Here is a 14,098-nt window from a genome sequence, read left to right as displayed (position 1 = left end):
TAAAGGAGGAAGGATGAAACACCCAATAACCTATATACTGGCGGTACTAGCGGCAACCGCATTTTTTTCAGGCGCGGCACTGGCGGACACCTTTGAAGGCCGTGCGAAATGCAGCTCCTGCCACAAATCACAAGCCAAATCGTGGAAAGACACCGCACACGCCAAAGCGATGGAATCGCTAAAACCGGGCGCGCGCAAAGAAGCCAAAGTTAAAGCCAAACTGGATCCGGAAAAAGACTACACCCAAGACAAAGACTGCGTAGGCTGTCACGTCGACGGCTTCGGCAAAAAAGGCGGTTACAACATAGACGCACCGAAAAAACCATTGGCGGCAGTTGGCTGCGAATCCTGTCACGGCCCTGGAAAGAGCTACCGTGGAGATCATCGCAAAGCAGGACAAGCATTTGAAAGCAAAGGCACCACCACACAACGCAAAGTGGTTGCAGACAAAGGACAAGACTTCCACTTTGAAGAAGCATGCGCCGCCTGTCACCTGAACTACGAAGGCTCACCCTGGAAAGGCGCGAAAGCTCCGTACACCCCATTCACACCAGCAGTTGACGCGAAATACACGTTTGACTTTGACAAAATGGTCAAAGACGTCAAAGCGATGCACGAACACTACAAACTGGACGGCACTTTCGTAGGCGAACCGAAATTCAAGTACCATGACGAATTCCAAGCCAGCGCCAAGGAAAAGACAGCGGACAAAAAAGATAAAGGAAAAGAGTAATGACAGGGATACAAAAAGGAGCGATAGGCACGCTGCTGACAGGCGGATTGCTGGGTATCGTACTGGTAGCGGTAGTATTTGGCGGAGAAGCGGCGCTATCGACCGAAGAATTCTGTACCAGCTGCCACTCGATGACCTATACGCAAACGGAACTGAAGCAATCGACGCACTACGGTGCGCTGGGTGTAAATCCCGGCTGTAAAGACTGTCACATACCGCAAGGGTTCAAGAACTTCCACTTAGCCGTGTATACCCACGCGGTGGATGGTGCGAGAGAACTGTACTTGGAACTGGTGAACGATTACTCGACGCTGGAGAAGTTTAATGAGCGCCGTTTAATCATGGCGCACGATGCGCGGATGAACTTGAAGAAATGGGACAGCATCACCTGCCGCGACTGCCATAAGAACCCGAATCCGCCGGGAGCGGACGCACAGGAAGCGCACAAGAAGCTGAAGACGGAAGGTGCGACGTGCATAGACTGCCATCAGAATCTGGTACATGAAGAAGTGCCGAAGACCGACCTGAATGCGAGCTTGAAGGCGGGCAAGATGGTACTGGTGAAGGAAGAGGATGAAGGTGGGTCAGGAGAAGAAGACGAAGAGGATGAGGACGAAGGCGAAGGTGCGGGCAGCGGTGCTGCTGCTGGCGGTGAAGCCGGAAGCTCGGAAGCCTCGGACGATGATGATGAGGACGATGAGGAGTAATGAATTCCCGGTCTCGACTCTTAGTCTCTGTGCTTCATTATGAGTATTGAAAAATTCTTAATAAAGTTAACAGCATAACCTGAAAAGAACTCGCACAAATTTTTTTGTGCGGGTTCTTTTGCTTATTGAAATTGCATCATTATCATGGATATGATTAATCATTCTTCTCAAAACATTCAATTATGAGTTGTATATTTAGTGAACAAATCAAGTAATTTTCAGGAGCAGTAAAAATATGTCATTCGAGCAACTCGGTTTATCAACCGATTTATTGCGCGCGATCTCTGATCAGGGATATGTAAATCCCACTCCAATTCAAGAACAAGCAATACCCGTCATTTTAGAAGGAAAAGATGTGATGGGCGGTGCTCAAACGGGTACCGGAAAAACAGCAAGTTTTACCCTGCCAATGCTGCAACGGCTGCAGATTCATGCAAATACCAGCATGTCGCCGGCCAAACATCCAGTCCGCGCATTAATTTTAGTTCCAACCAGAGAACTTGCGGTACAGGTCCATGACAGTGTTAAAACATATGGAAAATACTTGGCACTCCGATCGACTGTTATTTATGGTGGAGTGAACATCGATACTCAGATCGATATTGTGCGTTCGGGTGTGGAAATTTTAGTCGCAACACCGGGGCGATTATTGGATCATATCCAACAAAAAACGTTATCACTGGCAAAAGTAGAAATACTGGTTTTAGACGAGGCCGATCGGATGCTGGATATGGGATTTCTGCCTGATATAAAACAAATTATTCAGTTGCTTCCGGAGCATCGTCAGAATCTCATGTTCTCGGCTACTTTCTCACCGGAAATCAAAAAACTGGCGAACAAATTATTGCAAAGCCCTGTACTGATCGAGGTTGCAAAACAGAACTCGGTCAGTGAATTGATAACACACGTTGTTTATCCGGTTGAATCCATCAGAAAGCAAGAATTATTAATTCGATTGATTCAACAAGAGGAGTTGCAGCAAGTGCTGGTTTTTACACGAACCAAGCATGGAGCGGATCGATTGACGCAGCGCTTAAAACGTCATCAAATTAGCAGTGAAGCGATACATGGCGATAGGAATCAACTGCAACGCACGCAAGCGTTGGATAATTTTAAGCAAGGTCTGATCCGGGTGCTTGTTGCAACGGATGTTGCAGCACGCGGCCTCGATATAGAAGAATTGTCCCATGTGATTAATTTTGAATTGCCCAATAATCCGGAGGATTATGTTCATCGCATCGGGAGAACCGGGCGTGCCGGAACGAAAGGGCTTGCAATTTCGCTGGTCAGTAAAGAAGAAAATAATTTACTGATTGATATTGAGAAATTGCTGGGTATTAAAATCAAAGCTGAACAAATCAATGGATTCGAATTAAAAGAAACGCAAGTTCACGATTTTAGAAAAAACACGACAAGCGAAGAGCTAAAAAGCAAACGGAGCGGATTATCCAAGCAAAGTAAGAAAACACACTCGTTCGTCAAAAACGGAGAAAAAGTTATTCACTTTAATAAAGAAACGATGACGAGAAATGCCAAGCGTGCGGATAATAAAATTGACGATCCATTATTTACTCAACCCTATATATCCAAGTATGCGGACGTAAATGCTTTAATCGAGGAATCAAATCAATTAAATAAAAAACCAGCTCATCGCCGGCTTTCCAAAAGACCGGTACCGGCTTTATTTATCTCTCCTGCAATCAATAAACAGAAAAAAAGCGAAGCTTCTTAATTCTCCCATCGACTGGTTTTCGTGAGTAACCGATGGCATAAAGCCAAACTCGAATGTAAAAAGCTGTATATTTCATGTAAGGAATTGCGGCGATAATCTATATAATAGTGTACTGATTACTTGAAAGATAACAGTGTTGCAAGGTTTTGACACTTTCCGCTCCCCAATCCCTTTTTGCTTATCATGCGCCCAATTCTAAAATCCAGCAAATTAACCAATGTGTGTTATGACATTCGCGGTCCGGTGATGGAGCGCGCCAAGCAAATGGAGGAGGAAGGTCATCACATTATCAAACTGAACATCGGTAATCCGGCAACCTTCGGGTTTGATGTGCCGGAAGAGATTTTGCAGGATGTCATCCGCAATCTGTCGGATGCTTCGGGATATTGCGATTCCAAAGGCTTGTTCGCAGCGCGCAAGGCGATTATGCATTACACCCAGGAAAAGCAGATCAAGAGCGTTCAGTTGGATGATATTTTTATCGGTAACGGCGTATCTGAACTGGTCGTATTGACGATGCAGGCGCTGTTGGATAATGGTGACGAAGTCTTGATACCGATGCCGGATTATCCGTTGTGGACGGCCGCGGTTGTGCTGTCCGGCGGTACGGCGCGGCATTACGTGTGCGACGAAGCATCGGGCTGGTTACCCGATCTCGACGATATTCGGGCTAAGATCAATTCCAGAACACGCGCCATCGTCATCATCAATCCCAACAATCCGACCGGTGCGCTTTATCCGAAGGAATTGCTGCTGGAGATCATTGAAATTGCCCGTCAACATCAACTGATCATTTACGCCGACGAAATTTATGACAAAATTCTGTATGACGAAGCTACGCACACTTCGATCGCTTCATTGGCCGATGATGTGCTGTTCGTTACATTCAACGGGCTATCGAAAAATTACCGCGCCGCCGGTTTCCGTTCCGGTTGGGCTGTGGTCTCCGGCGAGAAAACCCATGCCCGCGATTATATCGCCGGATTAAACATGCTGGCTTCAATGCGACTGTGCGCCAACGTACCGTCGCAATTCGGGATTCAAACCGCACTGGGTGGATATCAAAGCATTTACGATCTGACCATGCCGACCGGGCGGCTGATGAAGCAACGCGATGTCGCATGGAAGCTGTTGACCGATATTCCCGGTGTTTCCTGCGTCAAGCCGCGATCGGCGCTGTATTTATTTCCGCGGCTGGATCCGGAAGTTTATCCGATCGAGGACGATCAACAATTCGTGCTCGATCTTCTGCTGGAAGAGAAAGTGCTTTTAGTACAAGGAACCGGTTTCAACTGGATGAATCCGGATCATTTCCGCGTCGTGTTCCTGCCGAATGTCGATGACCTGACCGAAGCGGTTGGACGCATTGCGTATTATTTGCAGCGCTATCGCAAGCGGCACGGCACCAACTGAAAATCTAAAGGGATTGTTCAACGAATAAGTTGCCGATAAATAGCCGGCAACAAATGCGCTAGCCGGTCGGGCCGGGATACGATGGCGTAGCCACCTCTGCCGAACAAAAAGGGAAAATAGTCCTGCGCCTCGCTGTCAATCGTAATACCAAAAACCGATAAACCGCTGTGCCGGGCTTCCAGTATGGCTTGCCGAGTATCCTCAATGCCATAGCGGCCTTCATAATAATCCAGATCGTTGGGTTTGCCATCGGTCAACAACAGGATCAGGCGATGACGTTCCGGCCGCTGGTTCAGCAGTTGCCGCACATGCCGCAGCGCGGCGCCCATGCGGGTGTAATAGCCGGGGCGAAGAGCGGCGATGCGCTGCAAAACCTGCGAATCGTATGATTCATCGAAATGCTTGACTTCAGTGACGCGCACGTAGCCTTTTTTGCGTGACGTGAATGTATAGATCGCAAAGGTATCGCGGCAAGCGGCCAATCCGGATGCCAAGGCAATTAACGCTTCCTTTTCGATATCGAGGATGCGGCGGCCATCGATCCAGCTATCCGTGGACAACGAAACATCCATCAGTATGGCAACGCTCAGATCGCGCGCCTGCTGACGAGTGTTGCGATACACACCGTCGGAATGATGGCCGGTCGCCAGAAAATCACAGCGTGATCGTACCAGCGCGTCCATGTCTAGCTCAGCACCGTCGTACTGGCCGCGCAGCACTTCCCGCTTGGGTAGCAAAGTTTCGAACTGGCGGTGGATCTGGCGCAAGCGTTTCCGGGTTTGCTGGCCGGGTGTCCATAATTCATGGCCAGGTTGCGCCCGCTGAAAGATCACTTGGCATTGCCGCGGGTGATATTGCATGCGCTTGAAGTTCCACTCCGGGTAGGTGAACTCGCCCATCAGTACTTGCGGATTCACATCGTCCGGGGAGAGATCCAGATCGAACTTGAGTTGCGTGGCCGCCTGCTGCTCGTGCAGGCTCAACGTGATGGTTTCAATCGCTTGTGCGGCTGCTTTTGCGGATTGTTCGTCATCATCTTCGACAGGCCGGTTGACATTGACCATTTCCGACCAGCTCAACAGTTTTTCGAAGCGGTTCAACAAAAGGGGATCGTCGCGCCGACTTTGATCCTGATTGTGCCGTCGGGTTGGTTTTTTGTATTGCGGAACATGCGTTTCCTCGCTGTTGCTGGCAGATTTTTCGGATCCATAGGGTTCGGTGCTACCGGCTACTTGGTCGGTGTGCATGCTGCCCCAAAGCGGCACCGGCAGAAAAGTTCGATAGTGCCTTCCGGCCTGCCACGATGAAAAATCAGGAATATCTTGTTGCAGAGCACGCCAACAGGCGCCGGTTTCTTGGGAGCAAGCGGTTTGACCGAGCATCGTCCGGATCACGTCTTCGATCGTCTGTTCCTGCTTCGGAAGCGACCGGTGCGGCCGTTGCGCAAGCATGGCGCTGCACAATCTTTGATAGACAGGGAGCAGACCGGGATGATGCTGGCATGCTGCCGAGCTGATCCGGTATGACCGGTGCAGGAAAGCCAGATCGTTTTGTAGTGGATCGGTGCGGGTCTGTTCAACCGCAGCGGTGACATCCGGATGATACGGAAAGTCGCGTGCCGTGGCGAAGAATGCCGCCAGCCAGAAATAGTGCAGCCGGTTTAGATCCGGATCCGGAAAATAGGCCAGCGACGCAGGCAGCAGCATGCGTTGTGTATCGCAATCGATGTGCGTCAGCGATTCCTGCATCAGGCCCAGCCGCTGACGCCATGTCAAGCGATGTCCGGACGACTGCGGGGATCCGCTCTGGATGACGATACCGGTAGCACCGCCCAGTCCGCGAAAGAAAACCCCCAGAGCCGGGCGTACCCGGTCCAGCGATACGGCTGCCTGCGGATAATGCGGGTAGCTTGCAGCCGCACCGGCGATTCGGTGCCAGAAGCGGCCTGCCTGTTCCTCCAGCTCGGTGAATTCCAGCCAGTGCATGGCTAACCGAAGGTGGCGCGCACCAGCGCCAGCAATCCCTGCTTGACGTCATCGTCATCGCAGAGCGGCTCGATCATCGTGGCTTGTGCCGCTTGATAGGGATCGAAGCCATTTTTCAGCAATGTAGCGCAATACACCAGCAGCCGCGTGGATACGACTTCCTCCAGATCGATGTCCTTCAGTGCGCGGATGCGTTGCGCCAGATTGACCAGCGGACGGCACTGTTGTTCCGCCAGGCCGCTTTCGGTGGCGACGATCCGGGTTTCGATATCGGGTGCGGGAAAATCGAAGCTGATCGAGACAAAACGTTGCCGTGTGCTGGGTTTTAGCGATTTCAGGATATTCTGGTAACCGGGGTTGTACGATACGATCAGCATGAATCCGTCCGGCGCCTGCAGAAATTCGCCGGTACGCTCCAGCGGCAGAACCCGGCGGTCGTCTGTCAATGGGTGCAGCACAACCGTGACATCCTTGCGCGCTTCGACGATCTCATCCAAATAACAGATGCCGCCTTCGCGCACGGCGCGGGTCAGCGGGCCATCCAGCCATTTTGTTTCGCCACCCTGCAACAAATACCGTCCGGTCAGATCGGCTGCGGTCAGATCGTCGTGGCACGAGACGGTATGGAGCGACCGCCCGAGACGAGCTGCCATGTGGGCGACGAACCGGGTCTTGCCGCAGCCGGTGGGGCCCTTGAGCAGCAGCGGCAACCCTTCGCGGTAGGCAGCCGTAAACAGGGCGCATTCATTGCCGGTTTCGTGATAGAAAGGAATTTCCGTGGCGGATTGAACCGGTGTTGCGCCTGCTGCCGTAAATAGTACCGGATCGTTTGTCATTAGGCGTTATGCTGCGCGTACTTGCCGGTGGCCGATGCTTCACGGACAGATCCCAGCATTGAATAGATGAACATCAATGCGCCAAGAATGAAAAACACCCCGGCACCCAGGCGCAACCAGTAAAACAGTTCGAGTTGCGACTGCACTTGCATGTAACCCATATTCATCACACGTTGCAGATGCGTTTGCAGGATACCCGCAAACAGCAGGGCGAACGTGATGCCGATCATGGCGGCATTCATGAGCCAAAAACTCCAGATATTCAGATTCTGATTGTATGGCTGCACATTGCGTAGAGCGGGCATGGCATAGGTGAAAAAGGCCAGATTCAGCATGACATAAGCGCCATAAAACGCCAGATGCCCATGCGCCGCTGTCAATTGCGTACCGTGCGTGTAAAAATTGATCGATGGAAAACTGTGCATCAGTCCGAGCAATCCGGCGCCGACGAATGCCATGATCGGACAACCCAGGCTCCACAGCAGCGCGGCCTTGTTGGGGTGATTGCGGCCACTCTTGCGGACCAGATAGAACGACCACAGAATCATGGCGAAAAACGGCACGACTTCGAAGAAAGAAAAGACGATGCCGATCCAGTGCCAGTATTCCGGCGCGCCGATCCAGTAATAGTGGTGCCCGGTTCCCAGTAATCCGCTGAACAGCGAAAAGCCGACGATGATATACAACCATTTTTCAATCACTTCACGGTCGACTCCGGTCATCTTGATCAGCAGAAAAGCCAACATGGCCGACATGATCAGCTCCCAGACCCCCTCGACCCACACATGCACCACCCACCACCAGTACAATTTGTCCACGGCGAGGTTGTCCGGATTATAGAAGGCGAACATGAAGAACAGGGCCGCTCCCCACAGTCCCAGCAGCAAAACGATCGACACCACGGTTTTGCGGCCTTGCAGCACTGTCATGGTGACGTTGTAGATGAAAATCAGGAATGCAATGACCATCAGGATCTTGATCCAGAAAGGTTGTTCCAGGAACTCCCGGCCTTCGTGTACGCCCGAGAGATAACCGGCAACTGCCGCCAGCGCGGCAAAGACGAAAATGCCGAGTTGCAGCCAAGCCAGTTTCGGACTGTGGATTTCCCGCTCGCTTTCCTCCGGTATCAGGAAATAGCTGGCGCCAAAATAACCCAGCAACAACCAGATCAGCAGCGCATTGGTATGGATCATGCGCAGGATATGGAATGGCGCGGTTTCTGACAAGAGATTGGGGAATACGTAAATCGAACCGGCCAGAACACCTGCCAGGATTTGCAGCAGGAAAATGGCCAGTGCGGCGACAAAATAAGGGTAAGCCAGTGCCTGAGTCTGATACTTCATGGGTATGTCTCCAGTGTGGACCGTGATGAGTGAAAGTGGCGTAAATAATTGTTTGCACAAGAGATCTGTTAAGATCGCTGATGATGGAAATTTTCCTATCGTCTGGATCGGCTATATTTCCCGCACTTCACTGTTTTGTATTGTCTTGCTTGATGCGCTATTCAGCGCTTTCTCATTTTGAGTGAATATCTTAGATGCGATTACCCGGAAATGCTGGGAGGCCAGCCGAGTGTATTGATGCGGCTCGTCCATTCCAAGAAGTCGACGAGATCGTCGAGTTCCTGTTCCGATAAGTTGAACTGAGGCATCTGCCGCCGTCCTTCGGTGCGAGTGGGTTGCGCACGCATCCATGCTTTGAGTCCGGCTCTTGCACCTTCTGGGCTTTGCTGCCCGCCATAGCGAATCCACACATTGCCTAGTTCGGGTGCGAAATAGGCACCCTCGCCCAGCAGCGAGTGGCAGTTGATGCACGAGTGACGTTCCCAGACATGCTTCCCGCGTGCCACCGATTCCGTCAGCGTGGATTCATCCGTGGCAACGGTGGTCATGTAGAAGTGACTATGAACCGTCAATGCCGCGAATATCAGTAGAAAAAAAATTGACCCACCATAAAAAATGTTACGTGCGGCTGATTTGGTGAGATGTTGTGTCATATGTGATTTTTTCCTCGCGGTAGTAATTAAAGACCATTTTGAAAGGCAGTGTATTTGTCCATATTTATCATATGGATATGAGATATTTCTAGAATTGAGATTCAATTTTAGCCCATACCCGGAATGAAATGCAATGAAGCAAAGAATAGAGACAGATATGAATGTGACCAACGATTATTGAAGCTGGAAGATTATTTAAGCATGCTCTGGAAAACGGCTGGATTCGTTCATGCCGCGTTGAAATGGGATTCGAAATGCTCATTGATTACTCGTGAACTGCACTTTTTGCTACTTGTTGTTATCCTTTTCTGGATACCCCTAAGTGATGGAGCAGCCGCATAAAATTACGGAATCAATCCGGCTGCGTATTCCTTGAGGACGCGCTCGTATATAATCTCGGTCATTCTTTATTAATTTGCTTTTATTCCAAAATTTATGAAACCCATTCATGTTGGCTTATTAGGTGTAGGCACGGTCGGTGGAGGCACGTATACCGTTCTTAAACGCAATCACGAGGAAATCGCGCGCCGCGCGGGCCGGGAAATCGTTATCAAAATGATTGCCGATACCAATCAGGAAAGAGCGCGCAGCCTGGCCGATGCCGGTGTTATCGTTACTTCCGATGGTCATGAAGTGACCCGGAATCCGGATATCGATATTGTCGTCGAGTTGATCGGCGGACAAACCATTGCCAAGGAATTGATCCTGGAAGCAATCGCCAACGGCAAGCATGTCGTGACGGCGAATAAAGCACTGCTGGCCAATCACGGCACCGAAATTTTCGCCGCAGCGCGCGCCAAAGGTGTGATTGTCGCTTTTGAAGCGGCGGTGGCCGGTGGTATTCCGATCATCAAAGCGCTGCGCGAAGGACTGACGGCCAATCGCATCACCTGGATTGCCGGCATCATCAACGGCACGTCAAACTTCATTTTGTCGGAAATGCGCGATAAAGGATTGCCGTTTGAAACGGTACTGGCGCAAGCGCAAAAACTTGGCTATGCGGAAGCCGATCCGACGTATGACATCGAAGGCATCGATGCGGCGCACAAAATCACGTTGATGTCGGCGATTGCGTTCGGCATCCCGGTGCAATTCAGCAAAGTGTATATCGAAGGCATTACCAAGCTGACCGGTGAAGACATCCGCTACGCGGAAGAATTGGGGTATCGCATTAAACTGCTCGGTATCACCAAGCGCGTTGAGAAAGGGATCGAATTACGCGTGCACCCAACCTTGATTCCGGTGCGCAGGTTGATTGCCAACGTCGAAGGCGTGATGAACGCCATCGTCGTCAAGGGCGATGCGGTTGGCGCGACATTGTATTACGGCGCCGGCGCCGGGGCGGAACCGACTGCGAGTTCGGTGATCGCCGATCTGGTCGACGTCACGCGCTTGCAAACTGCCGATCCGATGCACCGCGTGCCACCGCTGTCGTTCCAGCCGGATTTGCTCAGCGACACGCCAGTCATTCCGATGGAAGACGTGGAGACCTCGTATTATCTGCGCATCCAAGTTGTCGACAAACCCGGCGTGATGGCGGAAATCACGCGCATCGTCGCGGAGCAGAATATTTCGATCAGCGCGTTGCTGCAAAAAGAGGCAAGCGACGAATCCGATCAAGTCAGCGTCATCATGTTGACCCATTTGACGGTTGAGAAAAACATCAACGCAGCCATCAGCCGCATCGAGGCGTTACCGGTGGTCACCGGTAAAGTATTCCGCTTGCGTATCGAAGAATTGAATAATTAATGTGAAATCCGGCGACAACACGGCAAGCTGCTTCGATGGCGTTTGCCGTATCCCCGGCCTCTCGCTGCTGCATAACCTGAAGAGACAAACCATGCGTTATATTTCCACCCGCGGCGGCATGCCGCCCAAATCCTTTTCTGAAATCCTGTTGAGCGGCTTATCGCCGGATGGCGGACTGGCGATACCGGAAGCGTATCCCCAAATTTCCGCAGCGGAACTGAATGCCTGGCGCGGCTTGAGCTACCCGGCGCTGGCGTTCGAAATATTGTCGCGTTTTGTCGACGACATTCCGGCGGACGATCTACGCAGCATCATCAATCAGACCTACACTGCCGAAGTTTTCGGTAGTGCGGATATCACACCTTTGAAAACGCTGGAACCGGGGCTGCATATCCTGGGATTGTCGAACGGCCCGACACTGGCGTTCAAAGACATCGCGATGCAGTTGCTCGGCAATTTGTTTCAGTATCAACTCGCCAAGACCGGCGACGAATTGAACATTCTCGGCGCGACCTCGGGCGATACCGGCTCCAGCGCCGAATACGCGATGCGCGGCAAGCGCGGCATCCGTGTGTTCATGCTGTCGCCGCTCGGAAAAATGAGCCGCTTCCAGACTGCGCAAATGTTCTCATTGCAAGACAAAAACATTTTCAACATCGCCATTCGCGGCGTGTTCGACGACTGCCAGGACATCGTCAAAGCGGTCAGCAACGACCACGCTTTCAAACAAGCGCACCGAATCGGTACGGTTAATTCGATCAACTGGGCGCGCATCGTCGCGCAAGTGGTTTATTACTTCAAAGGCTATTTCGCTGCGACCAAAAATAACAACGAGCAAGTATCGTTCGCGGTGCCGTCCGGCAATTTCGGTAATATCTGCGCTGGTCATGTCGCGCGTATGATGGGACTACCGATCAGACATTTGATCCTGGCGACCAACGAAAACGACGTGCTCGACGAATTTTTCCGCACCGGCGTGTACCGTCCGCGCACCACCACGGAAACCCAACACACCAGCAGCCCGTCGATGGATATTTCCAAAGCCTCCAACTTCGAGCGCTTTATCTTCGACCTGACCGGCCGCAACGCGCAACAAGTCAAGGAACTATGGTCGGCAGTCGATCAAGGCAAACCTTTCGACTTATCGCAAACCCCGCTATTCGGCAAAATCCAGGACTATGGCTTCGTCTCCGGCAGCAGCAACCACGCTGCGCGTATCAGTACCATTCGAGACATCTACCAACGCTACCATGTGCTGGTCGACACCCATACCGCCGACGGCCTCAAAGTCGGCCAAGCGCACCGCGAAACCGGCGTGCCGCTGATTTGCCTTGAAACCGCGCTACCGGCGAAATTCGCCGAGAGCATTCAAGAAGCCATCGGACGCGAACCGGAACGCCCGGCGGGTTTTGAGAACCTGGAAGATTTATCGCAGCGGTTTGTGGTGAAGGATGCGGATGTGCAGGCGGTGAAAGATTTTATTGATGAGCAGTGCAGGATTGCTTGATAAATCAAATTTGCTTAATTCAACATAATTCGCCGGATGGATGATGAAATAATTTCTGTAATTGATGCTGCTAAAAATCTGGATAGACATAAGGCTTATATGTAAGAATTTCTAGCGTTGTTTACAGTATTCAGGAGAATACTGTAGATGAACATACACAAACGCACTCGTTTAACATTATTGGATCGTCAGGAAATCTGGCGGCTGTATCAAACCCGGCTGTGGAAGGTAGTTCAGCTGGCAGAATACTTTCACGTCAGCCGGCCAACGATTTATGACGTACTGAAACGAGCCAGACTCCAGGAATTTACTCCGCGTAGCAGTACCAATCAGCGCTTCAAGACACTGCAGTATGGCCTCAAACGTTTGGCTAAAGTAGAGCAAACCATCCAGGAACGTCTCAAGCGTGAAGCGAAGCGCTATAACAAATCTTATCCGGGCGAGCTCGTTCACCTCGATACCAAGCGGCTTCCATTATTGAAAGGACAGTCTGCCAATGAACCTCGCGAGTACCTGTTTGTGGCCATCGATGATTTCTCCAGGGAATTATATGCCGATATCTTCCCCGATAAAACTCAATACAGCGCCGCTTGCTTTCTCATCGCTACTGTTGCCCAATGTCCTTATCAAATCGATTGCACTTATTCCGATAACGGCACGGAATTTAAAGGAACTGACGATCATGCTTTTGTCAAAGCTTGCAGGCAACACGGTATCGGTCAGAAGTTTACTCGTGTCAATCGTCCTCAAACCAACGGGAAAGCTGAGCGCGTGATCCGCACGCTCATGGACATGTGGCACAACAAATTCTGTTTTAAAGACACTGCTGACCGACGTATTCAACTTGTCCGTTTCATTAACTTCTACAACACCGTCAAACCCCATAAGAGTTTGTATAACGCAACCCCTTATGAAATACTCAACGCTTATTTCAATCAACCTCTCTGTAAACAACCCTGAGATTTCTTACAGCTTATATTTTTAAGATATTAGGTCGTCTTGGTATCGATACAGTAAAAGAGAAAAATAGCGCTGCAAGAGGACAGAAAATTGCCTACATCACGACTGATGATTATAAGAAAGTAAAAGATTATCTATCTAAAACAGAAAGAGAAAGTGACCAAACTTCTTTAACTCAGCAACCGGATGTTAGTGGGGTATTCTATTTGATTCAGCTCGAACCTGAGCATGATCCGGGTAGATTCAAACTTGGATTTGCTACTAACATCGAAGAAAGGTTGAGATCACATAAAACAGCAGCGCCATTCTCCAAAGTTCTTAAAGTATGGCCATGCAAAATACTCTGGGAGAAAACTGCTATTGAGTGCGTTTCTCAAGGATGTACGCGACTGCATACTGAATTTTCGTACCGAATCAATAAACGAGGTTCAGTCAAGGTGTGAGCAGTTTTTTAAGTTAATGCCAAAATTAGCAAGTAAC

At 50.6% G+C, this 14,098-nt stretch carries 11 protein-coding genes; 7 read left to right on the top strand and 4 right to left on the bottom strand.

Features of this window, described 5'->3' with window-relative positions:
- The first annotated feature begins 13 nt into the window (after positions 1–13).
- The 4 genes from HRU77_05565 (at position 14) to HRU77_05550 (ending at position 4,585) form a co-directional block, all read left to right on the top strand.
- Positions 14–733, top strand: coding sequence for a cytochrome C554 (locus HRU77_05565; GenBank protein QOJ20210.1), 720 nt, complete (start codon positions 14–16; stop codon positions 731–733).
- A complete protein-coding gene (locus HRU77_05560) occupies positions 733–1,440 on the top strand; it encodes a NapC/NirT family cytochrome c (GenBank protein ID QOJ20209.1) in 708 nt (235 codons plus the stop codon). The genes HRU77_05565 and HRU77_05560 overlap by 1 nt, the downstream gene beginning before the upstream one ends.
- Positions 1,441–1,675: 235 nt before the next feature.
- Positions 1,676–3,172: a DEAD/DEAH box helicase gene (locus tag HRU77_05555; GenBank protein ID QOJ20208.1), complete on the top strand. Its 1,497-nt coding sequence runs from the start codon at positions 1,676–1,678 to the stop codon at positions 3,170–3,172.
- A gap of 183 nt (positions 3,173–3,355) precedes the next feature.
- Entirely contained in the window at positions 3,356–4,585 is a 1,230-nt protein-coding gene (locus HRU77_05550; protein ID QOJ20207.1) for a pyridoxal phosphate-dependent aminotransferase, read from the top strand.
- A gap of 17 nt (positions 4,586–4,602) precedes the next feature.
- Here HRU77_05550 and HRU77_05545 read toward each other — a convergent pair whose 3' ends face one another.
- The 4 genes from HRU77_05545 to HRU77_05530 all read right to left on the bottom strand — a co-directional run bounded on the left by HRU77_05545 (position 4,603) and on the right by HRU77_05530 (position 9,402).
- Positions 4,603–6,570 carry a VWA domain-containing protein gene (locus HRU77_05545; protein ID QOJ20206.1) on the bottom strand — a complete coding sequence of 656 codons (1,968 nt, stop codon included), beginning with the start codon at positions 6,568–6,570 and terminating at the stop codon, positions 4,603–4,605.
- A gap of 2 nt (positions 6,571–6,572) precedes the next feature.
- Positions 6,573–7,406 carry a CbbQ/NirQ/NorQ/GpvN family protein gene (locus HRU77_05540; protein ID QOJ20205.1) on the bottom strand — a complete coding sequence of 278 codons (834 nt, stop codon included), beginning with the start codon at positions 7,404–7,406 and terminating at the stop codon, positions 6,573–6,575.
- Complete coding sequence (locus HRU77_05535; protein QOJ20204.1) at positions 7,406–8,749, bottom strand: cbb3-type cytochrome c oxidase subunit I; 1,344 nt, start codon at positions 8,747–8,749, stop codon at positions 7,406–7,408. Before HRU77_05535 ends, HRU77_05540 begins: the two co-directional genes overlap by 1 nt.
- Before the next feature lie 200 nt (positions 8,750–8,949).
- Complete coding sequence (locus HRU77_05530; GenBank protein QOJ20203.1) at positions 8,950–9,402, bottom strand: cytochrome c; 453 nt, start codon at positions 9,400–9,402, stop codon at positions 8,950–8,952.
- 435 nt (positions 9,403–9,837) lie between these two features.
- On the opposite strand from HRU77_05530, the gene HRU77_05525 reads away from it, so the two are divergent.
- The 3 genes from HRU77_05525 (at position 9,838) to HRU77_05515 (ending at position 13,618) form a co-directional block, all read left to right on the top strand.
- Positions 9,838–11,151 carry a homoserine dehydrogenase gene (locus HRU77_05525; GenBank protein QOJ20202.1) on the top strand — a complete coding sequence of 438 codons (1,314 nt, stop codon included), beginning with the start codon at positions 9,838–9,840 and terminating at the stop codon, positions 11,149–11,151.
- Positions 11,152–11,242: 91 nt separating this feature from the next.
- Entirely contained in the window at positions 11,243–12,658 is a 1,416-nt protein-coding gene (locus HRU77_05520) for a threonine synthase (GenBank protein QOJ22073.1), read from the top strand.
- A 147-nt stretch (positions 12,659–12,805) separates the two neighbouring features.
- The gene (locus HRU77_05515) at positions 12,806–13,618 is read left to right on the top strand and encodes a transposase family protein (GenBank protein QOJ20201.1); all 813 of its coding nucleotides are present in this window, start codon (positions 12,806–12,808) and stop codon (positions 13,616–13,618) included.
- The last annotated feature ends 480 nt before the right edge of the window (positions 13,619–14,098 follow it).

Source organism: Gammaproteobacteria bacterium (assembly GCA_015709615.1).
GTDB lineage: Bacteria > Pseudomonadota > Gammaproteobacteria > Burkholderiales > Nitrosomonadaceae > Nitrosomonas.
Note: the sequence above shows the minus strand (reverse complement) of the source record. Positions and strands in the feature narration are given on the sequence as shown.

Excerpts from the sequence above, each read along its gene's own strand:
- HRU77_05565 (QOJ20210.1), top strand. The coding sequence starts at position 14 with ATGAAACACCCAATAACCTATATACTGGCGGTACTAGCGGCAACCGCA.
- HRU77_05560 (QOJ20209.1), top strand. The coding sequence starts at position 733 with ATGACAGGGATACAAAAAGGAGCGATAGGCACGCTGCTGACAGGCGGA.
- HRU77_05555 (QOJ20208.1), top strand. The coding sequence starts at position 1,676 with ATGTCATTCGAGCAACTCGGTTTATCAACCGATTTATTGCGCGCGATC.
- HRU77_05550 (QOJ20207.1), top strand. The coding sequence starts at position 3,356 with ATGCGCCCAATTCTAAAATCCAGCAAATTAACCAATGTGTGTTATGAC.
- HRU77_05545 (QOJ20206.1), bottom strand. The coding sequence starts at position 6,570 with ATGCACTGGCTGGAATTCACCGAGCTGGAGGAACAGGCAGGCCGCTTC.
- HRU77_05540 (QOJ20205.1), bottom strand. The coding sequence starts at position 7,406 with ATGACAAACGATCCGGTACTATTTACGGCAGCAGGCGCAACACCGGTT.
- HRU77_05535 (QOJ20204.1), bottom strand. The coding sequence starts at position 8,749 with ATGAAGTATCAGACTCAGGCACTGGCTTACCCTTATTTTGTCGCCGCA.
- HRU77_05530 (QOJ20203.1), bottom strand. The coding sequence starts at position 9,402 with ATGACACAACATCTCACCAAATCAGCCGCACGTAACATTTTTTATGGT.
- HRU77_05525 (QOJ20202.1), top strand. The coding sequence starts at position 9,838 with ATGAAACCCATTCATGTTGGCTTATTAGGTGTAGGCACGGTCGGTGGA.
- HRU77_05520 (QOJ22073.1), top strand. The coding sequence starts at position 11,243 with ATGCGTTATATTTCCACCCGCGGCGGCATGCCGCCCAAATCCTTTTCT.
- HRU77_05515 (QOJ20201.1), top strand. The coding sequence starts at position 12,806 with ATGAACATACACAAACGCACTCGTTTAACATTATTGGATCGTCAGGAA.